This is a genomic window from Rhodanobacter soli (assembly GCF_039523495.1).
GTDB lineage: Bacteria > Pseudomonadota > Gammaproteobacteria > Xanthomonadales > Rhodanobacteraceae > Rhodanobacter > Rhodanobacter soli.
The window spans coordinates 2013092-2037847 of sequence record NZ_BAAAFK010000001.1; the positions used below are offsets into that span (position 1 = coordinate 2013092).

Genomic DNA, 24756 nt, shown 5'->3' on the forward strand with positions numbered 1-24756 from the left:
TTACCGGCATGAAAACGCCCGGCATGGCCGGGCGTTTTCGTTGACGCAGATCGACATCACCACATCAGATCGTCGGGCACGCCGTCATCGCCCACGCCAGCGGCCGCCGGGTCAACCAGCAGCGCCAGCTGATGTGGATCGATGTCACGCACCTGCTCGGCAATGTCGCGGTTGACCAGGAGATAACGGCCGCCCTGCTGCACCACGCCGAGTTCGCCGGCATTGAGTGCGGACAGTTGCGCGGCATCCACGTGCACGCGGCGGATCTTGCCGCCGTATTCGAAATTGCGCGGCTGGTCGGCGTCGACCTTGTTCAACACCTTGCCGTCGAGCAACTGCTGGATTTTCTGCTTGCGCTCACGCCGCAGCCGGGCCTGTTCGGCAGCCTCCTGCTCGACCCGCTGGCGTTCGCGAGCTTCGGTTTGCGCGCGCAGCGCATATGCCTTGGCCAAGTCGATGTCCTGCTGGCTCTGCCCCGATGGTCGTGCGGTATGCGACGCGGCGTGTGGCTTGCCGCCCTTGCGTGCGGCAGGCTTGCCAGACGACGGCGGGATCGGGCGCTTCGGCTCGCGCGCCCGGTCCTGTTGAACCTGTTTGACGATGCCGCTCTTGAGCAGCTGATCGCGCAGGGAATCGGCCATGCGGGTATTCCGTGATCGGTGGCTGGGTGCCGGGTGGGTTCGGGTCAGTAATGTGGCGGCGGCGGCTCATTGTGCGGATCGTCGCCTTGCGCGATACGCATCGACGCCATCTCTCCGCGCAGGTCGCGCAAGGCACGCTCCAACGCAGCGATCCGCTGCGACTGGTCGGCATCCGCCGTGGTCAGCGCCTGCACCGCCTCATCGATGAAGGTCAGCTTGACCTCCATCTCGTCGAGTCGACGGACAAGCGCGTCATTCGAGTTGTTCATCGTGAGATCTGCAGGCTGCGGCCCCGGCCGATGCCGTAATAGGCCAAGCCTGCTTCCTCCACCACGACCGGGTCGTACAGGTTACGCCCGTCGAAGATCGCCGGCACGCCCAGCGTGGCACGGATGGCCCTGAAGTCCGGGCTGCGGAAGGCCTTCCATTCGGTGACCACCGCCAGCACATCGGCGCCTTGCAGGGCATCCATGGCGTCTGCGCACAGCACCAGGTCGTCGCGATCGCCGTACAGCCGCTGCGCTTCCTCGCGCGCCTCCGGATCGAACGCGCGGACCTTCGCACCGGCATCCCACAGCAACTCCATCAGGCGCCGGCTGGAGGCTTCGCGCATATCGTCGGTATTCGGCTTGAACGCCAATCCCCACAGCGCCACCGTCCTGCCGGCCAGCTTGCCGTCGAGATGGCGCGAGATCAGGTCGAACAGCTTGCTCTTCTGCTGCCGGTTGACCGCCTCGACCGCACCGAGCAGGCGCGCCTCGTAGCCATGAGCGTACGCGATGCGCTCCAGCGCCTGCACGTCCTTGGGGAAGCACGAACCGCCGTAACCGGCACCCGGATAGATGAAGCTGTAGCCGATGCGCGGGTCCGAGCCGATGCCCTGGCGTACCAGTTCCACGTCGGCGCCCACCCGCTCGGCGATGTTCGCGATCTCGTTCATGAAACTGATCTTGGTCGCCAGCATCGCGTTGGCGGCGTACTTGGTCAGCTCGGCCGAGCGCTCGTCCATCACCACCATGCGGTCGTGATTGCGGTTGAACGGCGCGTACAGCTTGCGCAGCAACGCCACCGCCCGCTCGCTGGAAGCTCCCACGATGATGCGATCGGGGCGCAGGCAGTCTTCCACCGCCGCGCCTTCCTTAAGGAACTCCGGGTTCGACACCACGTCGAACTCCACCGTGGCCTGGCGCGCCGCCAGCTCGGCCGCCACGGCCTCGCGCACGCGATCGGCGGTACCCACCGGCACGGTCGACTTGTTCACCACCACGGCGTAGCGGTCCAGGTGCTGGCCGATCGTGCTGGCCACCTTCTGCACGTATTGCAAGTCGGCACTGCCGTCTTCGTCCGGCGGCGTGCCGACGGCGATGAAGATCAGCTCGCCGTGCGCGATCGCCGGCGCCGCTTCGGTGGTGAAGTCGAGCCGGCCACCGGCGTGGTTGCGCTGCACGATCGATTCCAGGCCCGGCTCGTAGATCGGAATCTCGCCGCGCTTCAGGCGCTCGACCTTGGCCGCATCAATGTCGACGCAAAGCACATGGTTGCCCATCTCGGCCAGGCAGGCACCCGTGACCAGGCCGACATAGCCGGTACCGAAAATCGTGACCTTCATCATCGTCGCAACGTTCCTTGAAAGCGTGAGCCGCCCATTCTAACCGCGCACCACGCGCTGCATGGCATCTGCACCGCTCAAAAGCAGAGGGGCGCGAATCGCTTCGCGCCCCTCCGGCTTGCCACGGCCGTTAAACCGTGCCGACCCAGATTACTTGCCGCCAGGAGCAGCGGCACCTGCCGGCGTCGGGCCGGTCTTGACCAGGGTCACGTCGAAGATCAGCGTGGCATTCGGCGGCATCGGCGGCTGCGGCTCGGCGCCGTAGGCCAGCGCCGCCGGGATGAACAGCTTGTAATGACCACCCACCTGCATCAACTGCAGGCCTTCGCGGAAGCCCGGGATCACGCCAGCCAGCGGAATCTTGGCCGCACCCGGCGGGTTGTGCTTGGCGGAAGCATCGAACACTTGGCCGTCGACGAAGGTACCGGTGTAGTTGATCTCAACGGTATCGTTCGGACCCGGACGGGCGCCCGTACCCTGGCTGACCACCTGGTACTGCAGGCCCGACGCGGTCGTCTTCACACCCGGCGCGGTCTTGTTCTTGGCCAGGAAGGCGTCGCCTTCAGTCTTGTTCTTGGCCGCCAGCTTGGTCATCTCGGCCTGGTACTTGGCCTGGATCTTGGCCATGAAGGCTTCGTGCACCTGCTTGGCTTCGGCTTCGCTCATGGTCGGCTTCTGGCCGGACAGCGCCGCCTTCACCGCATTCGCCACGGCGTTCGGATCCAGCTCATCGCGCATGATCGGCGGAACCTGGGAAGCAATCTCCCAACCCACAACATAGCTGGCCTTCGCCTTGTCGACGGTACCGGCAGCGCCGGCGGTCTGAGCGGCGACGCCGGCCGTCATGCCCAGCGCAACGGCCATCGCGACCGCCGTCAGCGTGGGACGCAGAAAGTGCTTCATTCGTAACTCCCTCATGTATGGATATGCCGGCGTTGCCGGCCGGGCCCCCCCGATGGAGGCAGGCCTCGCATTGTGCGGTGCTTGTCCGGTCTTGGCAACGATTCAGGGTTCAGACCGTCAGTCGGGATAAAGGTTCACGCCACTCCCGGCCGGCCCCGCCTATCAGCCCGCGCCGCCCCCGGAAGGGCCCGGCTTCTCCAGGGTCTCCTTGAGCGCCGCCTGCAGACGCGCATGCATCTTCACCAGGCCGCGCCACAACACCACCGCCAGCACCACGCCCAGCACGACCAGGGACAGCGCGATACCGCGTGGCGGCAGAATCGCCGAACTGAGCCCACTCACCAGCAACGCCAGCGCCAGCAGCGTCGCCAGCGGGATGACCCTGGCCAGCACGTTGCGGATGGCCTGGGTATACGAACCGGCAAACCGCTCGCGTATGCCGATCTCCGCCAGCAACATGCCCAACGCCTCGGCCTTGCGGTAGACCGCGATCAGCATCGGCAGGGACAGGAACAGCGCACCCGCCCAGATCAGCGTATGGCGCAGGTCCCGATCGATGCCGAGCATCGAGAACCAGCTCCAGTTGTGCGCATTGATGTAGGCACCAATGACGAACAGCGCCACCACCAGCAGAACGTTGATCCCGATATGCCACAGCAGGCGCCGGAACATGGCGGCTATCGCTGCGTTTTCGTTGACCGGCTTGAGATTTTCCAGCCAGCCGCTGTAGCTAGTCGCCAGCAACCTCAGTGAGCGCGGCGTCACTCGACGCAGGCCATTCGCCAACCCGTCGGCCGAACGATTCAGATAGGACGATGCGGCCATGCACAGTACCGAGACCGCCACCGCTATCGGATAGATGAAATCGCTGATCACGCCAAGCGAAAGCCCGAGCGTGGCGATCACGAAGGAGAACTCGCCGATCTGCGCCATGCCCAGCCCCGAACGCAGCGCCGTGCGCGCATCGTGCCCGACAACGAAGATACCCAGGCTGCACGCCAGCGTCTTGCCGACGATGACGACCGCCGCGATGAGCAGCGCCGGCAGTGCGTACTGCAGCAACATCGCCGGATCGATCTTCAGACCGATCGCCACGAAGAACAGCGCCGCGAACATGTCGCGCAACGGTTCCACCAGGTGCAGCACACGGCCCACGCTGCGCGACTCGGCCACCACCGCGCCTGCCAGGAAGGCGCCCAGCGCCACGCTGAAACCCATCCAGGCCGCGAACAGGCTGGCACCGAAACAGATGCCGAGCACGCTGACCAGCAACGTTTCGTCGCGATCGAAACCGGCCACGTAATCCACCAGCCGCGGCAACAGCAGCAGGCCGAGGATCATCCCGACGATCACGAACAGGCCCAGGTGGCCAACCAGCGCGAACGCGGTCTCCGCCTGCACCGAGCCGCCGATCGCCACTGCCGTGAGCAAGGTCAGCATGACGATGGCCAGCATGTCCTCGGCCACCAGCAACCCCACCACCAACTGGGCAAACGGTTGCTGTCGCTGCCCGCTCTCCGCCAGCATGCGGGTGGCCACCATCGTGGACGAGAGCGAGATGATCGCGCCAAGAAAGAGCGCGTCCATGCCGGTCCAGCCGAACAGGCCGCCGATGCCGTAGCCGATCCACAGCATCAGCCCGACTTCGGCCACGGCCGCGGCCAGCACGCCGATGCCGACCTCGCGCAGCTTGCGCACGCTGAATTCAAGGCCCAGCGTGAACATCAGCAACACCACGCCGAGATTGGAGATGTCATCGATCGCGCGCGGATCGCCGACCAGCATCCCAGGCGTGTGCGGCCCGATCAGCACGCCGGCCAGGATGTAGCCCAGCAGCACCGGCTGCCGCATCCGCTGAAACAGGATCGTGGTGGCGCCCGCCACGATCATCACCACGGCAAGGTCACGAATGAATCCGATTTCGTGCATTCGTCAATTCTTCAAAACGACGCGAGTCGCTGCAGCTTAAACGAAGCACGGCGGTACTCGGCCGGCCGTCGAACGAGGCGATGGACGACGGACGATTCTTTAGGCCGGGATGCTGAAAAAAAGCTTGACGGATATGTGGCCCGCACCTATTCTTCTCGGCTTCCAGCGGCGGGGCCATAGCTCAGCTGGGAGAGCGCCTGCATGGCATGCAGGAGGTCGGCGGTTCGATCCCGCCTGGCTCCACCAACTTAATCCGTCCCCATCGTCTAGAGGCCTAGGACATCACCCTTTCACGGTGGCGACCGGGGTTCGAATCCCCGTGGGGACGCCAAGTTGGCTCGCAGAAGCTGGAAGCTGTTGCAAATGCGGAGTGGTAGTTCAGTTGGTTAGAATGCTGGCCTGTCACGCCGGAGGTCGCGGGTTCGAGTCCCGTCCACTCCGCCACTCTATCAAGTAGAAAGCCCGCCTTGCGCGGGCTTTTTGCTGTCGTGTATTTGTGCGCTCATCCATGTGCGCAAAGATCAAGAAGCAGCCATCCATGGCTGCACTTGCTGTACTTGTGCGCTCATCCCTGAGCGCGGGAAAGTTAAAAGGCGGCCATCTCTGGCCGCACTTTCAAACGAGGCCGCCGCTTTCTGATTGTCCTGTTTGCGGTTCCAGCGTGCCGATGGAATGCCCCTGCTCGGCCAGGTACTCCAGCCAGCGCGACAGGAATCCGTTCATGCGCAGGCGATGCTGGAACACGGTGTGTGCCGGCGAGAACGGTCCCAGCACCTGCCACAGGTGCCGGCCGGGATGGCAGTGCAAGGCCTCCGCCACATGCGCATCGGTATACATGCGCAACTGCGCCGACGGCGCGCGCTGGCCGGTATGCGCGTCGACGAAATCGTAGGTGAGTTCCAGTTCCAGCGTGTATGGATGGCATTCCTGCACATGCAGATGCACGTCGAGCCCATCGCCCACGTCGGAAACATACCGGCCCGGCGCCAGCTGCTGCGGCGCAAACAGTCGCGTCAGCCGGTGGTAGTTTTCCGCATACAACCCCATCAGGAACTCGAAGCGTCCAGGCAGCAGGCTGTTGCGGTTGTCCAGTACGGCGCTCATGGCGGGCTCGCAGACTCCTGGTGGCAATCAGAACATGGTCCGCTCGATGCCGAAGCGGTCGAAGATCTTGCTGGCGATTTCCTCGATCGACACGTGCGTGGTGTTGAGGCTGGGAATGTTGGCCTGGCGCATCAACCGGTCGGCCTGTTCCAGTTCCCAGCGGCACTGCTGCAAGGTGGCGTAGCGGCTGCCGGCGCGGCGCTGTTCGCGGATCTGCGCCAGCCGCAGCGGGTCGATGGTCAGTCCGTACAGTCGATCCCGGTACGGCCGCAGGCGTGCCGGCAGCTCGAGCTTCTCGAGGTCTTCGTCGGTCAGCGGATAGTTGGCGGCACTGACGCCGTAATGCAAGGCCATGTAGAGGCAGGTCGGCGTCTTGCCGGAACGCGACACGCCGACCAGGATCAGGTCGGCCTCGGCGTAGTTCACGTCGATGCCGTCGTCATGCGAGAGCGCATAGTTGGTTGCATTGATGCGCGCCTCGTACTTGTCGAAATCGACCAGGCCGTGCGAACGGTTGACCGCACCGGAACGCTTGGTCCTCAGTTCGTCCTCCAGCGGGCCGATGAACGGCGCGAACACATCCAGCATCAACGCGCCGCTGGCGGCCACGATATCGCACAGCGCGCGGTCGGCCATGGTGTTGACCACGATCGGCCGCTGCCCGCTTTGCGCGTACTTGGTCTTGATCCGCAGCGCAGCGGTTTCCGCCTTGTGCGCGTTGTCGGTGAACGGCAACCGGTGCTTGTCGAACTTCACGCCTTCGAACTGCGCCAGGATGCTGTTGCCGATCGTCTCCGCGGTGATACCAGTGGAGTCGGAGATGAAAAAAACCGTTCGCTGCATAAAGGGTCCTGATCGCGGGGAGGCACTTGTCTGCACCTTAGCGCAAGCATGAAATCCACCGCCAGCCGACTGGTATGCCGTTGGAATGACATCTCTCGGCACTGGTCTTCTTGTGCTGTGCACCATCCGCAGCGGACAATACCAGTTCTTTGCAACCCGCTCCGGGCCTTCGTGCCGCGCCCATTCCACTTACCTGCAAAGCTTTCTAAGGAGACACCCTTGAACGACTTGGTGCTTTGGCTCGACCAACTGCGCATGACCGACCTGGGCAAGGTCGGCGGCAAGAATGCCTCCCTCGGCGAAATGATCGGCAACCTCGCCAAGCTTGGCGTCTCCGTACCCGGCGGCTTCGCGACCACGGCCAGCGCGTTCCAGCAGTACCTGGAAAGAAGCGGCCTGGCCAAGCGCATCCAGGATCGGCTGGCCACACTCGATGTCGACGACGTCGACACCCTGGTAGCCGCCGGCAAGGAGATCCGCGGCTGGATCGTCGACACCGCCCTACCCGCCGAGCTCGAACAGGCGATCCGCGCGGCCTACATCAAGCTGTGCAAGGATGCCGGCGCCGACGACATTGCGGTCGCGGTTCGTTCCTCTGCAACCGCCGAGGATCTGCCCGACGCCTCGTTCGCCGGCCAGCAGGAAACCTTCCTCAACGTGGTCGGCATCGACGACGTGCTGCACAAGGTGAAGGAAGTCTTCGCCTCGCTGTACAACGATCGAGCCATTGCTTATCGAGTCCACCAGGGCTTCAAGCACGAGGACGTGTTCCTCTCCGCCGGCGTGCAGCTGATGGTGCGCTCGGACGTGGGCGCCGCCGGCGTGCTGTTCACGCTGGACACCGAATCGGGCTTCCGCGACGTGGTGTTCGTCACCGGCTCGTACGGCCTCGGCGAGATGGTCGTGCAGGGCGCGGTGAATCCGGACGAGTTCTATGTGTTCAAGCCGACCCTGAGCGACGGCAAGCCGGCCGTCCTGCGTCGCAATCTCGGTGCCAAGCAGCTGCGCATGGTTTATTCCAGTGCGCCGAGCGAACGGGTCAGGACCGAGGACACCCCGGTCGAACTGCGCAACAAATTCTGCATCAGCGATGAAGATGTGCAGGAACTCGCCCGCCAGTCGCTGATCATCGAAAAGCATTACGACCGGCCGATGGACATCGAGTGGGCGAAGGACGGCCACACCGGCAAGCTGTACATCGTGCAGGCGCGCCCGGAAACGGTGAAGTCGCGTTCGCACGCGACCCAACTCGAGCGCTTCCACCTCAGCGAGAAGGGCAAGGTGCTGGCCGAAGGCCGTTCGATCGGTCAGAAGATCGGCGCCGGCAAGGCGCGCGTAATCCGTTCGCTGAGCGACATGAACAAGGTGCAGGTCGGCGACGTGCTGATCGCCGACATGACCGACCCCGATTGGGAGCCGGTGATGAAGCGCGCCTCGGCGATCGTCACCAACCGCGGCGGTCGCACCTGCCACGCGGCGATCATCGCGCGCGAGCTGGGCGTGCCGGCGGTGGTCGGCACCGGCAACGCGCTGGAACTGATTCCCGACGGCGCCGACGTCACCGTGTCCTGCGCCGAAGGCGATACCGGCACGATCTACGAAGGCATCCTGAAATTCGAGCGGATCACCGCCGACCTCGGCGCCATGCCGGAAGCGCCGCTGAAGATCATGATGAACGTGGCCAACCCGGAACGTGCGTTCGATTTCGGCATGCTGCCGAACGCCGGCATCGGCCTGGCCCGACTGGAAATGATCATCGCCAGCCACATCGGCGTGCATCCGAAGGCACTGCTGGAATACGCCACGCAGGACGCCGAAACGAAGGCAAAGATCGACGCGCGCATCGCCGGCTACGCCGGGCCGGTCGAGTTCTACGTCGATCGCCTCGCCGAAGGCATCGCCACCATCGCCGCCTCGGTCTACCCGAAGCCGGTGATCGTGCGCCTGTCGGACTTCAAGTCGAACGAATACGCCGGCCTGCTCGGCGGCTCGCGCTACGAGCCGCACGAAGAGAACCCGATGATCGGTTTCCGTGGCGCCAGCCGTTACGTCGACCCGAGCTTCGCCGAGGCGTTCGCTCTGGAGTGCGAGGCGGTCAAGCGCGTGCGCGAAGTGATGGGCCTCTCCAACGTATGGGTGATGATCCCGTTCGTGCGCACCCTGGGCGAAGGCCGCAAGGTGATCGAGGTGCTGGCGAAGAACGGCCTCAAGCAGGGCGAGCACGACCTCAAGGTCATCATGATGTGCGAGGTGCCGTCGAACGCCCTGCTCGCCGACGAGTTCCTCGACATCTTCGACGGCTTCTCGATCGGCTCGAACGACCTCACCCAGCTCACCCTGGGCCTCGACCGCGACTCCAGCATCGTCGCCAGCCTGTTCGACGAACGCGACCCGGCGGTGAAGAAGTTGCTGGCGATGGCGATCAAGACCGCCCGCGCCAAGGGCAAGTACATCGGCATCTGCGGCCAGGGCCCCAGCGACCACCCCGACCTGGCCGAATGGCTGATGGAACAGGGCATCGAGTCGCTCTCGCTGAATCCGGATACGGTCGTCGACACCTGGTTGCGGCTGGCGAAGAAGAAGGCCGGCTGAGCCGCCGAACACGCCGCTGATCACCAAAAGGCCGGATGATTCCGGCTCTTCTGGTGATCAGCGGCGCTTGGCCGGATTCAGCTGAAACGCACGATCAGTACCGTGATGTTGTCGTCGCCGCCACTGTCGAGTGCGCTCAGCAGCAGCAGATCCACGCACTCCTGGGCGGCCAGGTCGGTGCGCGCCATCGTGCGCGCGATCGAGGTGTCGCTGACGCCTTCGGTCAAGCCGTCGCTGCACAGCAGGAAGCCCATACCCGATTCCACCTGACCACGCGCCATGCCGATATGCAGTTGCTCGATGGCGGTCACTCCCAGTGCCTGGGTCAGCACGTTGCGCTGCGGATGCTGGGCAGCCTGCGCCGGGTCAAGCTGGCCGGCCTCGACCAGCGCCTGCACCAGCGAGTGGTCGTGGCTGATTTGCCGCAACTCCTTCCTCCACAGGTAGATCCGGCTGTCGCCGACCCAGGCGACCTCGTAGCTGTCGCCGATGACCCGCAGCACGGCGATGGTCGTGCCCATCGGCAACACGTCGAAGCTGTGCCGGGTATGCGCAAGCAGCCGCTCGGCGGCGCCATGTACCGCCTCGATCAGACTGTGTCCCTGGCCGACCAGGTCGACCACCACGTCGCGCACCAGCGCCGACGCCACCTCGCCATGCTGATGCCCGCCCATGCCGTCGGCCACCAGGAACAGGCCAAGCGAGGCATCGGCGTAGTAAGTGTCCTCATTGCGCGTGCGGCGCAGGCCGACATGCGTTCCGTGTCCGAATTCGATCATGGGCTTTCAGTTGATGCGAGCCGTTGCAGCATGCCGGAAGACCCGGTTGTTGTCACGGCAAGTTCGCTCGCGTATGATTCCCGGCTCGCATGCGCCACCATGCACTACACCGGAGAGGTGGCAGAGTGGTCGAATGTACCTGACTCGAAATCAGGCGTACGTGTAAGCGTACCGTGGGTTCGAATCCCACCCTCTCCGCCAGAAAAGCAAAACGCCCCCGTGTGGGGCGTTTTGCTTTTCTAGTGGTGACGGCGGGGATGAGAGCCCACCCGGTTCGACAAATTCGCCGGGAGCGAATTTGGACAGCCGCAGGCTGGCCCCGCAGCGCAAAGCGCGGAGGGGTTCGGCCCAAGGATGGGCCGAACAATCCCACCCGTGGCCGTGGATGCTGCGCACCGCACCACCAAAGCTCACCCCAACCGTCGCCACACGCTCTGCCCATCCCCACTGCTCTTGTCCAACGCATCCAGCCGCGCCTCATGTTGCGACAACTCGTCTGCCGACGCCGGCAACACGCGTGGCCGCGCATGCAACACCACCGGTGCCGTCACCACCACGTCGCGCTGCTCGCCGGCACCCTCGAAGCCGAGGTCGAACGCCACCTGCCCCGAGGTCATCGCCAGATAAACGTCGGCCAGCAGTTGGGCGTCGATCAAACCGCCATGCAGGCCGCGTCGCGAGTTGTCCACGCCAAGCCGTTTGCACAGGGCGTCGAGACTGTTGCGCTGACCGGGGTAGCGCTCGCGCGCCATCGCCAGGGTATCCAGCACGCTGCAACGGTCGCCGATCCGGCCCGCATCATTGCCCAGCCGGGCCAGTTCGGCATCGAGGAAGCCGATGTCGAAACTGGCGTTGTGGATGACCAGTTCCGCACCATCGATGAAAGTCAGGAACTCATCCACCACCTCGGCAAAATGCGGCTTGTCGAGCAGGAACTCGTCCTCGATACCGGTGACCAGCCGGGCGCCTTCGTCGATCGCCCGATCCGGATTCAGATAGGTCTGGTAGTGCCGACCGGTAAGCCGGCGCTCGACCAACTCGACGCAGGCGATTTCCACCAGTCGATGGCCCTGGCGCACTTCCAGGCCGGTGGTTTCGGTATCGAGAACGATCTGCCTCATGCCCTGCCCTTCATCAGCTCCGCCTGTTCGCGCGCGGCTTGGTCGACCCGCTCGTTCTCAATATGGCCGTTGTGGCCTTTCACCCACTTCCAGCGCACCTGATGGGCGCTGACCGCATCGGACAGACGCTGCCACAGGTCCTGGTTCTTGACCGGCTTCTTGTCCGCGGTGCGCCAGCCGTTCGCGCGCCACTTCGGCATCCACTGCTCGATGCCCTGCATCACGTAGCGCGAGTCGGTGGTGAGGGTCACCTGGCACGGCCGTTTCAACGCCTCCAGTGCACCGATCGCCGCCATCAGCTCCATCCGGTTGTTGGTGGTGGCCGGCTCACCGCCAGCCACCATGCGTTCGCTGCCCTTCGCCCGCAGCAGGGCGGCCCAGCCGCCCGGACCTGGGTTGCCCAGGCAGGCCCCGTCGGTAAATGCATCCACTTCGCTCATCGTTGCTCACGTATTCCATCGAAAATCACAGGGCCGAACTGCGCCGGGTACCCGGCGACAGTCGACCGTTCGCCGGCACGTGCACCGGCGCCGGCCTGAGCCGCAGCGGCGTGGCCAGGCGCCGTCGCTTGCGCGCAACCAGCACGTAGCCACCACCGAAGGCGCCGGCAAGGGTTGGCCTCGTCGCAGTCGGGCCGGGCCACACATTGCCGACCCGCTGCACCTGCTCGATCACCAGTCCGGCCAGCTCGAGTTGACGCCGGAGCCGCCATGGCATCTGCAGTGCCGGCGACTTGCCGCGCACACGCCAGTAGAACCAGGGCGACCAACCGCCGAACGGGTGCACGCCGGTCAATGCAAGCACGCCGCCGGGCGCCAGCACGCGGATGGCTTCGTCGAGCAGGGCCGCTGGCAGCGGCGCCACTTCCAGCGCATGCCGCAACAACACCAGCTCAAACGCATCGTCAATGAATGGCAGTGGTTCATCCGCCGCTGCCTGCAAGTCGCCCAGGTAACGACCGTTCTCCAGGTGCAACGTGGTCCAGCAGCCAAGCATCGGCAATGCCGGTGGCGCATCGTCGAGGGACGCGCCCAACAGTAGCGCATGGGTACCAAAACACCGTTGTAGCTCCGGCTTCAGCGCGCGCGTCTGCTCATCCAGCAAGCGGCGCAGCGGCGCACTGGCGTAGATGTCGTCATCGCGTTGTTGCATGCAGCCGGCCCGGTCTTTCATGTAGACCCAGAGTGTAATAGCTGACGACATCCGGCAGCAGGTCGCAAGCGAGGCGGAACTGCCGCACGCTGCTGAACAGTCCCCCGACTGGTTAACGTTCTGCTAACGAGTAGGCAGCAGCGTCAATTTATAGTCGACCGCCTCATGCGCGCCCCGGATGGTTGCGTCTGTCGTTCCACAGGGAAAACACCGGCCCGCCGGATATTCCTCAAACGCAGCGGAGCCCATCGTGCACCTCATACCGTTACCGGCGTTGGCCGACAACTACATCTGGCTGCTGCATGACGATGACGGCAACGCCATCGTGGTCGATCCGGGTGATGCCGCTGTCGTCGAACAGGCGCTGGCTGCGCGCCGGCTGCGGCTGCGCGCGATCCTGCTGACCCATCACCATCACGATCACATCGGCGGCGTGGCGGCCTTGCGCGCACGTCACGGCGTGCCGGTCCATGCACCCGTCGACGAACGCATCGACGAGGCCACCGAACGTGTGCGCGACGGTGACCGGGTCGAACTGGCCGCACCGGCCGTGCGCTTCGAGGTGATCGCGATTCCGGGCCATACGCTCAGCCACGTCGCCTACGTCGGGGCCGGCCTGCTGTTGTGCGGCGACACCTTGTTCAGCCTGGGCTGCGGCCGCCTGTTCGAGGGAACACCGGCGCAGATGCTCGCCTCGCTGGATCGCCTGTCGCAGTTGCCTAGAGAAACCCTGGTTTGCGGCGGGCATGAGTACACCGAAGCGAACGGCCGTTTTGCGCACACCATCGAGCCGGCCAATTCCGAATTGCAGCAACGGCTGCAGGAAGTCGCCGCACTGCGTGAACGCCTCCAGCCCACCTTGCCGGTACCGCTCGCCCGCGAGTTGGCGACCAACCCGTTCCTGCGAACCGACACCGATGCCGTCGTCGCATGGTGCCGGCAGCACGGGGCCGGCAACGACCGGGTCGCCCGTTTCGCTGCCGTGCGCAGCGCCAAGGATGGGTTCCGCGGATGAGGCAGTACACTCGACTCCTGCCGTTGCTCCTGTCGCTCGCGCTGGCTGCCTGTGCCGGGGTGCCCTCACAGACAGCGCAGCGACCGAGCGGTGAAACCTCGCCGGCAACCATTGCCGCACCCGAGACCGCTCCACCGACCAGCAAACCACCCGCACCATCGCCAGGAACCGACGTCTGGGATCGGCTGCGCAGCAGCTTTGCCATGCCGGGTTGTGACGCCGACCCCGCGGTGCTGGCCTGGGCCAAGCGATATACACGCCACCCACAGCAGTTCGAAAGCCAGCTGCAGGCCGTATTACCGCACCTGGTCTATGTGCAACAGGTGGCCGACCGCTACGACGTCGCAGGCGAATTCGTGCTGCTGCCCTGGGTGGAAAGCCATTTCCGGCCGGTGCTCGCTCGCAAGCACCGGCCGGCCGGCATGTGGCAGATCATGCCGATGACTGCCGGTGCCATGGGGTTGCGTGTCGACGGCCACTACGACGGCCGTCTCGATGGTCCCGCCGCCACCAATGCCGTGATGAAACTGCTTGAGCAGTATCACGACCAGTTCCGCGACTGGCGGGTGGCCGACTACGCTTACAACGCCGGTGAGTTCACCATACGCAAAATCATCCGGACACATGGCATGCCGGCGGATCAGCCGGCCATTCCCCACTGGCCTGTGCGCAAGGTGACGCGCGAACACCTGACCAAGCTGCTGGCGATCGCTTGCGTGGTGCGCGAACCGGCGCGCTTCAATGTCAGCCTGCCCACGCTGCCGAGCGAGCAGCACCTGGTACAGACCGAGATATACCATTCGATGCCGATCGCGCGGGCGGCCAACCATGCCGGGATGTCGGTCGAGGCACTGAAACATCTCAACCCGGCGTTTCGCAGCAACATGATCGACGCCAGCGCTGCGTCGTACCTGATCCTGCCCGCCGGGCATGCCCGCCAGTTCCGCGATGCCCTGCTGGCACACGCCAGCAGCACCCATGGCGACGGCCTCCTGGACGGCGTGGGCGCCGCAACGGTCGGCTCGGCACCAGGCGAGAAGGTGGCGCGGAAGACCCACATCGTGAAGCGCGGCGAAAGCCTGTGGCAGATCGCCCGCAATTACTCGGTCAACGTCAGCCAATTGCAGCGCTGGAACCGTCTGGGCGGCCACGCGCTGAAGCCCGGCCAGGCGCTGATGGTAAGCGCACCGAACTAGACCCGACGCGCAAACAGCCATAGTCTTGCCGCAGGGGCCGACCTGTCCGCCCGGCCTCCTCGTTGCATCGCCCGCATGGCTCATCCTCGGGAGGGCGCATGGGATTCCTGCACGGCAAGCGTGCCCTGATCGTCGGCATTACCAACCAACGCTCGATCGCGTGGGGCATCGCCAATGCGATGTACCGCGAGGGTGCACAGCTCGCCTTCACCTGTCAGAACCAGCGACTGAAGGACCGGGTCGACGAAGCAGCCAACAGCTTCGGGTCGAACATCGTGTTGCCATGCGACGTTGCCGAAGACGCGCAGATCGACGACCTTTTCGTCGAACTCGCCCGGCACTGGAGGAACGACGGCTTCGACATCCTCGTGCATTCGGTCGGCTTCGCGCCGCGCGAAACCATCCAGGGTTCGTACCTCGACGGTCCGACCCGCGAGAACTTCGCCATCGCGCACGCCATCTCCAGCTACAGCCTGGCCGCATTGGCCAGGGCTGCACGTCCGATGATGGCCGGCCGCAACGGTGCGATTCTCACCGTGAGCCATCTCGGTGCCGAGCGCGCGCTATCCAGCTACGGCGTGATGGGTCCGGCCAGCCTGGAAGCGAACGTGCGCTACCTGGCATTCGACCTCGGCCCGGAAGGAACCCGCGTCAACGCGATCTCGGCCGGCCCGATCAGGACCTTGGCCGCCGCCGGCATCGCCGACTTCCGTAGGTTGCTCGACCACGTCAACGCGAATGCACCGCTACGCCGCAGCGTCACCATCGACGAAGTCGGCAACGTCGGCGCCTTCCTGTGTTCCGACCTGGCCTCGGGCATCACCGGCGAAGTCACCCATGTTGATGCCGGTTACAACATCCTGGGCATCGCCGGCGTCTGACCGTCCGACCAGTCCGTTGGCCACAAACGAAAAGGAGCGACCGCCGGCCGCCCCTTCTTTCGTGATGCCGGCTGCGCCAGGCAGCCAGCACTTACAACCGTTGCTGGTTGATCTTGATCTCGGCCTTTGCCTTGAGCTGGTCGATCAGCTCGCGCGTTGCTTCATAGCCATAGGCCTGGGCCATCTGCTGGCGCAGCGATTCACGCTGTTCCGGCAACACCTTGGACAAGTCGCCGTCCTGCACCCTGTCCACGGCCAGCAGTGCATAGGTGCCATCCAGCATGTCCACGGCGGCAAACTGCGGCTTGTCCGCCACCGGATGCGGCAACAGGAACGCCTGGGTCAGCAGCGGCGCCGGAATCTGCGCCTGCCGGACTGCCTCGTTCACGCTGGTGACGCTGGCACCCAGCGACTTCGCCACGTCCTCCATCGCCTCGCCCTTGCGCAGACGCGCCAGTGCCTCATCGGCCTGCTTCTTCTCGACGACAGCGGCGCGCTCGTCGAGGATCTTCTGCTGCACGTCGGCCCGAACTTCCGCGAGCGGCTTGGCGACCGCCGGCACATGCTGGTCGATATGGATCACCGCCGAATGATTGTTGCCCAGATCGACCAGGCCGGAATTGTTGCCCTGAACCAGCACGTCGTCACTGAACGCTGCGGCGACCAGCTTGGGGTTCGCGGCCATGCCTTCGCCGCCTTCACGCGAAAACAGCGGCGTGGTCTTGATCGGCAGCTTCAACGCAACCGAAGCCGGCTCCAGCGAAGTCGGATTCTGATAGGTGCTGTCGGACATCTTGCCAGCAACTTCGTTGTAGGTGCGGTCGCGATCGGCCGTCGTCGTTTCCTTGACCAGTTGGTCGCGCACTTCCTCGAACGGCTTGGATTCGCCACTGCGGATATCACGCAACCAGATGATGTGGTAGCCGTCCGACGACAGCACCGGCTTGGAGATCTGGCCTTTCTGCATCGCGAACAGGGCCGAATCAAAAGCCTCGTTGGTCACGCCCTTTTCCAGCCAGCCCAGCTCGCCACCCAAGCGACGGGAGCCCAGGTCCTGCGAGTCCTGTTCGGCCAGCTTGGCGAAGTCACCGGGATTGGCTTCCGCCGCGATCTTCTCGGCCTTGGCCAGGGCCGCCTTTTGTTGCTCCGGCGTGGCGTTGGCCGCCACGTTGATCAGGATATGCGAAACCAGCCGTTGCTCCGGTTGTACGAAGCGCTGTTTCTCGCTCGCATAGCGCTTCCGCAACTCGTCGTCGCTCGGTTCGGCGGCCAGCGGCAGGTCGGCGCCGACAACCTCGATATACTTCACCGAAACCTGCTCGGGGTTCATGTAGTTGGCCTGGTGCGCCTTGTACCAGGCTTCAATCTCGGCATCGCTGACCGCGTTGTTGTCCAGCGTGGGACGCGGCAACTGGAAGTAGCGCAGGTCGCGGCGCTGGGTCAGCAGTTTCAGGAAACGATCGAGCTGGGCATCGCTGGCGATGGTGGTGTCCTCGATCGCCGAGGGCAGCAACTGGATGGCCAACGACGAACGGATCTCGTTCTCGAACATCTCCGGCGTCTTGTACTGGCTGGTGAGCCACGCACGGTAGCTGGTTCCATCGAACTGGCCATTGACCTGGAAGGCAGGGATCGACGAGATGTAGTCGCGCATCGCCAGGTCCGACACCCGCAGGCCCCAGTCCGCGTTGGCCTGGAGCAGCAGCTGCTCGTCGACCATCCCGTCCAGGATGCGCAGCTTCGTCTCGTTCTTCTCGAAAACACTGGAATCGAAGTGCTCCCCCTGTTGCTCGGCTGCCTGCTGCCGCAACTGGTTCACCCGATCCTGGAAGGCGCGCTGGTCGATTTCGTGCTTGCCGACCTTCGCCACGAAGACATCGTCGCGCGACATGAAGTAACTCTCCATGCCGAACAGTGACATCGCGAAAACGCAAACGCCAAGAAGGATGATGGACGGCCATCCGTGCATCTTGTTACGCATTGCCAGCAGCATTGAGATCTTCCCGCAAGATGGTGAGGGCGCACTAGGCGCGTGGCGCGCGGAGGGTCAGGCCACCGCATTGGCGCGCGTCCGTCCAACGCACGACACGGACACGTGTTGCTTAAATGGCAAGGGCGCCACACGGGCGCCCTTGCGAACTGTGGCGGAGTGGACGGGACTCGAACCCGCGACCTCCGGCGTGACAGGCCAGCATTCTAACCGACTGAACTACCACTCCGCATTTTCTGGTGGGTGCTGTAGGGATCGAACCTACGACCACCGCCTTGTAAGGGCGACGCTCTACCGCTGAGCTAAGCACCCGAAACCAAGCGTTAGCCGCTTAGTTTAGGGCATCCTTGAGGGTCTTGCCAGCCTTGAAGGCAGGCACCTTCGAGGCCTTGATCTTGATCGCTTCATTGGTACGCGGGTTACGGCCGGTACGGGCAGCGCGCTTGCGCACAGTGAACGTACCGAAGCCCACCACCGAGACGTCCTCGCCTTTCTTCAACGACTTCTGCACGGTCTCGAAAAAGGCTTCGAGGGCACGACCGGCGTCGGCCTTGGTCAGCTCGGCTTTCTCGGCGATGGCATTGATCAGATCGGTTTTATTCATTGAAAAACTCCCTTATTCGGATTTCGTCAGTGCGGCCAGTCCGGAGACGAGACAGCACCGGCATGGATGGTTGGCTCTTGCCAGGGCCGTAACGCAACCCCGCATCGCTGCGCTGACATACAACGCCGGGACTGCGGTATCGCCTTTATACCAGTGCCTTGCCGGAATCCGCAACACAAGCCACAGCAACGTTTCCGGAAGATCCGCGGCTTGCGAAACCGCTTGCAAAACGAGCGCCAGGGGACTATGCGAAAACTTCGTCGACCGACGGCGAAAAAGCACAAAGTGCCCTGCCGCAGCAGGGCACTTTGACGGAAACCGGCAGGAAGGCGAACCGATCGAATCAGTGCGTCAGCGAGTGCCCTTCCGTCGGCTCACCGGCAACCGCGGCAGGAGCCGCATCCTTGGCCGGGTTCGGCTGCAGCGGGCGCTCCAGCGCGATATCCAGCACCTCGTCGATCCAGCGCACCGGATGGATCTCCAGCGACGAGGTGATGTTGGCCGGCATGTCCACAAGATCCTTCTTGTTGTCCTCGGGAATGATCACTGTGGTAATCCCGCCGCGATGCGCCGCCAGCAGTTTTTCCTTGAGGCCACCGATCGGCAGGACGCGGCCGCGCAGGGTGATCTCGCCGGTCATCGCCACTTCGGAACGCACCGCCACCTTGGTCAGCACGGAGACCAGCGCCGTGCACATGGCGATGCCCGCGCTGGGGCCGTCCTTCGGCGTGGCGCCTTCCGGCACGTGGATATGCACGTCGAGCTTCTGGTGGAACTCCGGATCGATGCCCAACTGGTCGGCGCGCGCGCGCACGACCGACAACGCCGCCTGGATCGATTCCTTCATGACGTCGCCAAGCTGACCGGTGTGCACCAGCCTGCCCTTGCCGGCCACCACCGAAGCTTCGATGCTGAGCAGTTCGCCGCCGACCTGCGTCCAGGCCAGCCCGGTGACCAGGCCAACCTCGTTCTGCAGTTCCTTGCGGCCGAAATCGAACCGGCGCACACCCAGGTACTGATCCAGGTTGGCCGAATCCACCTTGACCTTGCCGGTAGTGGCTTTCGCCTTGCCCTTGACCGCCTTCGCGGGCGACGCCTTCGCCTTGGCCTTCTTCACCTGGCCCAGGGTCAGTTCCTTGACCACCTTGCGGCAGATCTTGGAAATCTCGCGCTCCAGGTTGCGCACGCCCGACTCGCGCGTGTAGTAACGCACGATGTCACGCAATGCGTCTTCGGCAATGCTGAGCTCTTCCGGCTTCAAGCCATTCGCCTTGAGCTGCTTCGACAGCAGGTACTTCTGCGCGATGCCGAGCTTCTCGTCCTCGGTGTAGCCGGGGATGCGGATGACTTCCATGCGGTCGAGCAGCGGGCCGGGGATGTTCAGCGAATTCGCGGTGGCGATCCACATCACCTCGGACAGGTCCAGATCGACCTCGAGGTAATGATCGTTGAACGCGTGGTTCTGCTCCGGATCGAGCACCTCCAGCAGCGCCGATGACGGGTCGCCACGGAAGTCCATCGACATCTTGTCGATCTCGTCCAGCACGAACAGCGGGTTCTTGGTCCCGACCTTGTTGATGTTCTGCACGATGCGACCGGGCATCGAGCCGATATAGGTACGCCGGTGGCCGCGGATCTCGGCCTCGTCGCGCACCCCACCGAGACTCATGCGCACGAATTTCCGGTTGGTCGCCTTGGCGATCGACTGCCCCAGCGAGGTCTTGCCCACACCGGGCGGACCGACCAGGCACAGGATCGGCCCCTTCATCACCGATACGCGCTGCTGCACGGCGAGGTATTCCAGGATGCGGTCCTTGACCTTTTCCAGGCCGAAGTGGTCGGCGTCGAGCACTTCCTGCGCCAGCTGCAGATCCTTGCGCACCTTGCTGCGCTTCTTCCACGGCACGCCGACCAGCCAGTCGAGGTAGTTGCGCACCACGGTGGCCTCGGCCGACATCGGCGACATCTGCTTGAGCTTGCTGAACTCCTGCCGTGCCTTGGTCAGCACGGCCTTGGGCATGCCGGAGCCCTCGATCTTCTTCTGCAGTTCCTCGACTTCGTTCGGGCCATCCTCACTGTCACCGAGTTCCTTCTGGATCGCCTTCATCTGCTCGTTGAGGTAGTACTCGCGCTGGCTCTTCTCCATCTGCGACTTGACCCGGCCGCGGATGCGCTTCTCCACCTGCTGCAGGTCCATCTCGCCATCGACCAGGCCGATCAGCAGCTCCAGCCGCTGACCGACGTCGGCGGTCTCCAGCACCTTCTGCTTGTCGGCCATGCGCACGGACAAATGTGCAGCGATGGAATCGGCCACGCGCGACGGATCGTCGATGCCGGACAGGCTCGCCAGTACTTCCGGCGGCAGCTTGCGGCTCTGCTTGACCAGCTGTTCGAACAGCGAGATCAGCGTGCGCGAAACCACGTCGAGCTCACGTTCCTTGGCGTTGTAGACCGGTTCGATCACGCGCGAACGGGCGGTCAGCATGCCATCCTCTTCCTTGAAATCCTCGACCGCCACGCGCGACTGACCCTCGACCAGCACCTTGACCGTGCCGTCGGGCAATTTCAGCAGCTGCAGCACGCCGGCCAGCGTACCGACCTGGTGCAGGTCGGCGATCTCCGGATCGTCGATATCCGGGCTCCTCTGCGCGATCAGCAGGATCTGCCGCTCGCCTTCCATCGCGCGCTCCAGTGCACGCATGGACTTGTCGCGGCCGACAAACAACGGAATGACCATGTGCGGATAAACCACCACGTCGCGCAACGGCAACACCGGCAGAGCGTCCAGCGCAACAGGTAGGGGGGCGTTCTTGGCCATGAAAGAGGGGTCCCTCGGATTCGGATCTGGTTTCGTCCCGACACTGCGCCGGGCCTGTCAACTCGTCAAGTGGAGGCGACCGGGAGTCTACTCAAGGCAGGCGGGTCGCCAAAAACGGAACGGCCCCGGCGAAATCACCGGAGCCGTCGTCGCCGCAGATGGGACTGAAAGGTCAGGCAGCGTCGCTGCCATCACTTGCGACCCGTTGCTGCAGATTGCCGCGATAGATCAGATAGGGCTCGGCCTGACCTTCGATCACGGCGTCGTCCACTACCACCTTGCTGACATGCTCCAGCGACGGCAGCTCGTACATCGTATCCAGCAGTACCTGTTCCAGGATGGTGCGCAAGCCACGGGCGCCGGTCTTGCGCTTGAGCGCCTTGCGGGCAATCGCCTGCAGCGCCTCGGGGCGGAATTCCAGTTCCACCTCCTCCATCTCGAACAGCTTCTTGAACTGCTTGGTGACCGCATTCTTCGGCTCGGTGAGGATCTTCACCAGCGCCGCCTCGTCCAGCTCGTCCAGCGTGGCCACCACCGGCAGGCGCCCGACGAATTCCGGGATCAGGCCGAAGCGCACCAGATCGGCGGGTTCCACGTCGGCCAGCACCTTGCCCAGGTTCTCGGTGCGCTCCTTGCTGCGCACCTCGGCGGAAAAGCCGATGCTGGTGTTCTCGGACCGCTGCTGGATGACTTTTTCCAGACCGGCGAACGCGCCGCCGCAGATGAACAGGATGTTCTTGGTGTCGACCTGCAGGAATTCCTGCTGCGGATGCTTGCGTCCACCCTGCGGCGGCACCGAGGCCAGGGTGCCCTCGATCAGCTTCAGCAACGCCTGCTGCACGCCTTCGCCGGACACGTCGCGGGTGATCGACGGGTTCTCGCTCTTGCGCGAGATCTTGTCGATCTCGTCGATATAGACGATGCCCGACTGCGCCTTCTCGACGTCGTAGTCGCACTTCTGCAACAGCTTCTGGATGATGTTCTCGACATCCTCGCCCACGTAACCGGCTTCGGTCAGCGTGGTAGCGTCGGCGATCGTGAACGGCACGTTGAGCAGGCGTGCCAGCGTTTCTGCCAGCAGCGTCTTGCCCGAGCCGGTCGGGCCGATCAGCAGGATGTTGGATTTGCCCAGCTCGATGTCGTCGCTCTTCTGGCGCGACTCGATCCGCTTGTAGTGGTTGTACACCGCCACCGCCAGCGCCTTCTTGGCGCGGGTCTGGCCCACCACGTACTGATCCAGCGATTCACGGATCTCGCGCGGCTTCGGCAACTGGGTGCGCCCGGAGGCAGCCTTTTCTTCCAGTTCCTCGCGGATGATGTCGTTGCACAGCTCCACGCACTCGTCGCAGATGAACACGGACGGACCCGCGATCAGCTTGCGCACTTCATGCTGGCTCTTGCCGCAGAAAGAGCAATAGAGAATCTTGCCGCTGTCGCTGGAACGCCCCTGCCGGTCGTCGCTCATACTTTCGATCCCGCTGGTAAATCTGAGTGCGTCGCGAGAATAACACAGGGCCCCGCGTCTGCCTGCAGACGCGGAGCCCATCTCGCAACTCTAGGGTAAAACCTGGAAATCAGGCCGATTTAACCGTCTCGCCGGCGCGCTTGTCGAGCACCTCGTCGATCAGGCCATAAGTCTTCGCGTCGGCGGCGCTCATGAAGCGATCGCGCTCCATGTCCAGCTCGATCTTCTCGATCGGCTGGCCGGTATGCTGGACATACAGCCTGTTCAGGCGCTCGCGCACATACAGAATTTCGCGTGCCTGGATCTCGATGTCGGTCGCCTGGCCCTGCGCGCCGCCGGAAGGCTGGTGGATCATGATCCGCGAGTTCGGCAGGGCGAAACGCTTGCCCTTGGCACCCGCCATCAACAGGAACGAACCCATGCTGCAGGCCTGGCCGATGCACATCGTGCTGACGTTCGGCTTGATGAACTGCATGGTGTCGTAGATCGCCAGACCAGCGGTGACCGCGCCACCCGGGCTGTTGATGTAGAAGTTGATGTCCTTGTCCGGATTCTCCGACTCCAGGAACAGCATTTGCGCAACGATCACGTTGGCGACCTGGTCGTTGACTTCGCCGACCAGGAAGATCACCCGCTCCTTCAACAGGCGCGAGTAGATGTCATAGGAGCGCTCGCCGCGAGCCGTCTGCTCGACGACCATCGGTATCAAATTGAGGTTCTGGATCGGATCCATGGCCATGTTTGCAGCTCTCCGCTTGATGGGCCTGGCGCGATTGCTCAGGCGTTGACCGGGCGCATCACGTCGTCGAAGCTCAGGTCCTGCTGGGTGGTCTTGGCATGTTCCGCCACCCACTCGGCCACCTGGTCTTCCATCACGCGATTCTGCAACCCAGACATCAATTGGGGGTCGCCGTTGTAGAGTTCAATGACCTTTTCCGGCTCCTCATAGGTCGAAGCAATCGCCGCAAGCTGTTCGGCCAGGCGCTTGCGATCGATCTTGATCTCCTGCTTGCGGGCGATTTCACCCATCAGCAGGCCGGCAATCACCCGCTTGCGCGCGATCGGCATGGCGGCCTCGATCAACTGCGGCGGCGGCTGCTGGCCCTGCGGCACGCTGCCGGCGGCCATGTTGCGCGCCTCGGACTGCACCATCAGCTTCGGCACATCCAATTCGGCGTGGACAATAGACAGCTTCTCGGCAACCTCGGACTTCAGGCGCGCCATCAGCGCCGCCTTCAACTCACGCTCGAGGTTCGCGCGGACTTCCTTGCGGAACGTCTCCAGATCGCCGTCCGCGATACCGAACAACTTCGCGAACTCGGCGTCGACCTCGGGCAGCTTCGGCTCCTGCACCTTGAGGATGCTGAAGCTGACCTTGGCGCTCTTGCCAGCCAGCTGCGCGTTGCGGAAGTCTTCCGGGAAGGCAATCTCGGTCTCGAAGCTGTCATCCGCCTTGCGACCGGTCAGCGCCTCGTCCAGTGCCTTGAACAAGGTGCCTGAGCCCAGCACGCTGCCGGCACGCTCCAGGCCCTCGGCTGGGAAACGATAGTCGCCGGTTCCGGCCGAGTACTCGAACATCACGAAATCACCCTCGGCCGAGGCACGATCCACCTCGTCGAAGCTGCGACGCTGCTGGCGCAGAGTCTCCAGCATCTTGTCGATGTCGGCATCGGTCACCACCGCCACCGGGCGGTTGATCTCGAGCGCGGCTACGTCGACCAGCGGGAACTCCGGCATGATCTCGAACGTCGCGGTATAGGCGATTTCGCCGTTTTCCGGCCGGCCGGTGGTGTCGATCGCCGGGTTCGCGATGGGCTGCAGCTTCTCTTGCGCCACCGCCTCGCGCAGCGTGCTGCCGATCAGGTCGGACAGCACTTCGCCACGGACCTGGTCGCCGAAACGCTGCTTGATTACCGTCGTCGGCACCTTGCCTGGGCGGAAACCCTTCAGACGAACCGTGCGGCCCATTTCCGCAATGCGCGCGCTCACCTGCGTCTCGAACCGCTCCGCGGGAAATTTCACCGTGAGCTTGCGCTCGAGCGTGCCGATGTTCTCAACCGAAACCTGCATGACGTCTCCTGGTACTACCTGATGTTGTGGGCCTGCCACAGGCG

At 64.1% G+C, this 24756-nt stretch carries 21 protein-coding genes and 6 tRNA genes; 8 read left to right on the plus strand and 19 right to left on the minus strand.

The window, feature by feature from the left end:
• Positions 1-56 precede the first annotated feature (56 nt).
• From ABD024_RS09095 to ABD024_RS09115, 5 genes are all read right to left on the minus strand, one after another.
• Positions 57-641, minus strand: a complete 585-nt coding sequence (locus tag ABD024_RS09095) for a DUF2058 domain-containing protein (RefSeq protein ID WP_343851817.1) — start codon at positions 639-641, stop codon at positions 57-59.
• Between the two features lie 44 nt (positions 642-685).
• Complete coding sequence (locus ABD024_RS09100) at positions 686-910, minus strand: SlyX family protein (protein ID WP_343851819.1); 225 nt, start codon at positions 908-910, stop codon at positions 686-688.
• Positions 907-2250, minus strand: coding sequence for a UDP-glucose dehydrogenase family protein (locus tag ABD024_RS09105; protein WP_343854580.1), 1344 nt, complete (start codon positions 2248-2250; stop codon positions 907-909). Before ABD024_RS09105 ends, ABD024_RS09100 begins: the two co-directional genes overlap by 4 nt.
• 150 nt (positions 2251-2400) lie before the next feature.
• Positions 2401-3153 (minus strand): FKBP-type peptidyl-prolyl cis-trans isomerase N-terminal domain-containing protein, encoded by a 753-nt coding sequence (locus tag ABD024_RS09110; protein ID WP_343851821.1) that lies wholly within the window; start codon positions 3151-3153, stop codon positions 2401-2403.
• A gap of 162 nt (positions 3154-3315) precedes the next feature.
• Complete coding sequence (locus tag ABD024_RS09115) at positions 3316-5082, minus strand: cation:proton antiporter (protein WP_343851823.1); 1767 nt, start codon at positions 5080-5082, stop codon at positions 3316-3318.
• A 170-nt stretch (positions 5083-5252) separates the two neighbouring features.
• Between ABD024_RS09115 and ABD024_RS09120 the strand changes: the two genes are divergently transcribed.
• The 3 genes from ABD024_RS09120 to ABD024_RS09130 all read left to right on the plus strand — a co-directional run bounded on the left by ABD024_RS09120 (position 5253) and on the right by ABD024_RS09130 (position 5526).
• Positions 5253-5328, plus strand: a tRNA-Ala gene (locus ABD024_RS09120).
• Positions 5329-5337: 9 nt separating this feature from the next.
• Positions 5338-5413, plus strand: a tRNA-Glu gene (locus tag ABD024_RS09125).
• 36 nt (positions 5414-5449) lie between these two features.
• A tRNA-Asp gene (locus tag ABD024_RS09130) sits at positions 5450-5526 on the plus strand.
• Between the two features lie 171 nt (positions 5527-5697).
• On the opposite strand, the gene ABD024_RS09135 is transcribed toward ABD024_RS09130, so the two are convergent.
• Together ABD024_RS09135 and ppsR are read right to left on the minus strand one after the other, a co-directional pair.
• The gene (locus ABD024_RS09135) at positions 5698-6186 is read right to left on the minus strand and encodes a DUF1249 domain-containing protein (RefSeq protein ID WP_343851825.1); all 489 of its coding nucleotides are present in this window, start codon (positions 6184-6186) and stop codon (positions 5698-5700) included.
• Positions 6187-6213: 27 nt separating this feature from the next.
• A complete protein-coding gene (ppsR, locus tag ABD024_RS09140; protein ID WP_343851827.1) occupies positions 6214-7029 on the minus strand; it encodes a posphoenolpyruvate synthetase regulatory kinase/phosphorylase PpsR in 816 nt (271 codons plus the stop codon).
• A 219-nt stretch (positions 7030-7248) separates the two neighbouring features.
• Here ppsR and ppsA point away from each other — a divergent pair, with 219 nt between their 5' ends.
• Positions 7249-9621, plus strand: a complete 2373-nt coding sequence (gene ppsA, locus ABD024_RS09145; protein ID WP_343851829.1) for a phosphoenolpyruvate synthase — start codon at positions 7249-7251, stop codon at positions 9619-9621.
• A gap of 77 nt (positions 9622-9698) precedes the next feature.
• Here ppsA and ABD024_RS09150 read toward each other — a convergent pair whose 3' ends face one another.
• Complete coding sequence (locus ABD024_RS09150) at positions 9699-10400, minus strand: PP2C family protein-serine/threonine phosphatase (RefSeq protein ID WP_343851831.1); 702 nt, start codon at positions 10398-10400, stop codon at positions 9699-9701.
• A gap of 111 nt (positions 10401-10511) precedes the next feature.
• Between ABD024_RS09150 and ABD024_RS09155 the strand changes: the two genes are divergently transcribed.
• Positions 10512-10601: transfer RNA gene (locus ABD024_RS09155), tRNA-Ser, on the plus strand.
• A gap of 209 nt (positions 10602-10810) precedes the next feature.
• Here ABD024_RS09155 and dnaQ read toward each other — a convergent pair.
• The 3 genes from dnaQ to ABD024_RS09170 are packed head-to-tail and all read right to left on the minus strand — an operon-like array spanning position 10811 to position 12673.
• On the minus strand, positions 10811-11521 hold the full coding sequence (gene dnaQ, locus ABD024_RS09160; RefSeq protein ID WP_343851833.1) for a DNA polymerase III subunit epsilon: 711 nt from the start codon (positions 11519-11521) through the stop codon (positions 10811-10813).
• Complete coding sequence (rnhA, locus tag ABD024_RS09165) at positions 11518-11961, minus strand: ribonuclease HI (protein ID WP_343851835.1); 444 nt, start codon at positions 11959-11961, stop codon at positions 11518-11520. The genes dnaQ and rnhA overlap by 4 nt, the downstream gene beginning before the upstream one ends.
• Positions 11962-11986: 25 nt before the next feature.
• The gene (locus tag ABD024_RS09170; RefSeq protein WP_343851837.1) at positions 11987-12673 is read right to left on the minus strand and encodes a methyltransferase domain-containing protein; all 687 of its coding nucleotides are present in this window, start codon (positions 12671-12673) and stop codon (positions 11987-11989) included.
• A 250-nt stretch (positions 12674-12923) separates the two neighbouring features.
• Between ABD024_RS09170 and gloB the strand changes: the two genes are divergently transcribed.
• The 3 genes from gloB (at position 12924) to ABD024_RS09185 (ending at position 15765) form a co-directional block, all read left to right on the plus strand.
• Positions 12924-13688, plus strand: coding sequence for a hydroxyacylglutathione hydrolase (gene gloB / locus ABD024_RS09175; protein WP_343851839.1), 765 nt, complete (start codon positions 12924-12926; stop codon positions 13686-13688).
• A gap of 203 nt (positions 13689-13891) precedes the next feature.
• Complete coding sequence (locus tag ABD024_RS09180; RefSeq protein WP_343851841.1) at positions 13892-14884, plus strand: transglycosylase SLT domain-containing protein; 993 nt, start codon at positions 13892-13894, stop codon at positions 14882-14884.
• A 98-nt stretch (positions 14885-14982) separates the two neighbouring features.
• Entirely contained in the window at positions 14983-15765 is a 783-nt protein-coding gene (locus tag ABD024_RS09185) for an enoyl-ACP reductase FabI (protein ID WP_343851844.1), read from the plus strand.
• Positions 15766-15856: 91 nt separating this feature from the next.
• On the opposite strand, the gene ABD024_RS09190 is transcribed toward ABD024_RS09185, so the two are convergent.
• The 8 genes from ABD024_RS09190 to tig form a co-directional block, all read right to left on the minus strand.
• Positions 15857-17758, minus strand: coding sequence for a SurA N-terminal domain-containing protein (locus ABD024_RS09190; RefSeq protein WP_343851846.1), 1902 nt, complete (start codon positions 17756-17758; stop codon positions 15857-15859).
• Positions 17759-17907: 149 nt separating this feature from the next.
• A tRNA-Asp gene (locus ABD024_RS09195) sits at positions 17908-17984 on the minus strand.
• Positions 17985-17992: 8 nt separating this feature from the next.
• Positions 17993-18067: transfer RNA gene (locus ABD024_RS09200), tRNA-Val, on the minus strand.
• Positions 18068-18086: 19 nt separating this feature from the next.
• Entirely contained in the window at positions 18087-18359 is a 273-nt protein-coding gene (locus ABD024_RS09205) for an HU family DNA-binding protein (RefSeq protein WP_007511239.1), read from the minus strand.
• 343 nt (positions 18360-18702) lie between these two features.
• A complete protein-coding gene (lon, locus tag ABD024_RS09210) occupies positions 18703-21177 on the minus strand; it encodes an endopeptidase La (protein ID WP_343851849.1) in 2475 nt (824 codons plus the stop codon).
• Positions 21178-21349: 172 nt separating this feature from the next.
• Positions 21350-22642 (minus strand): ATP-dependent Clp protease ATP-binding subunit ClpX, encoded by a 1293-nt coding sequence (gene clpX, locus ABD024_RS09215; protein ID WP_056385389.1) that lies wholly within the window; start codon positions 22640-22642, stop codon positions 21350-21352.
• Between the two features lie 109 nt (positions 22643-22751).
• The gene (clpP, locus tag ABD024_RS09220; RefSeq protein ID WP_343851852.1) at positions 22752-23381 is read right to left on the minus strand and encodes an ATP-dependent Clp endopeptidase proteolytic subunit ClpP; all 630 of its coding nucleotides are present in this window, start codon (positions 23379-23381) and stop codon (positions 22752-22754) included.
• A 38-nt stretch (positions 23382-23419) separates the two neighbouring features.
• Positions 23420-24712, minus strand: a complete 1293-nt coding sequence (gene tig / locus ABD024_RS09225; protein ID WP_343851855.1) for a trigger factor — start codon at positions 24710-24712, stop codon at positions 23420-23422.
• Positions 24713-24756: the final 44 nt, after the last annotated feature.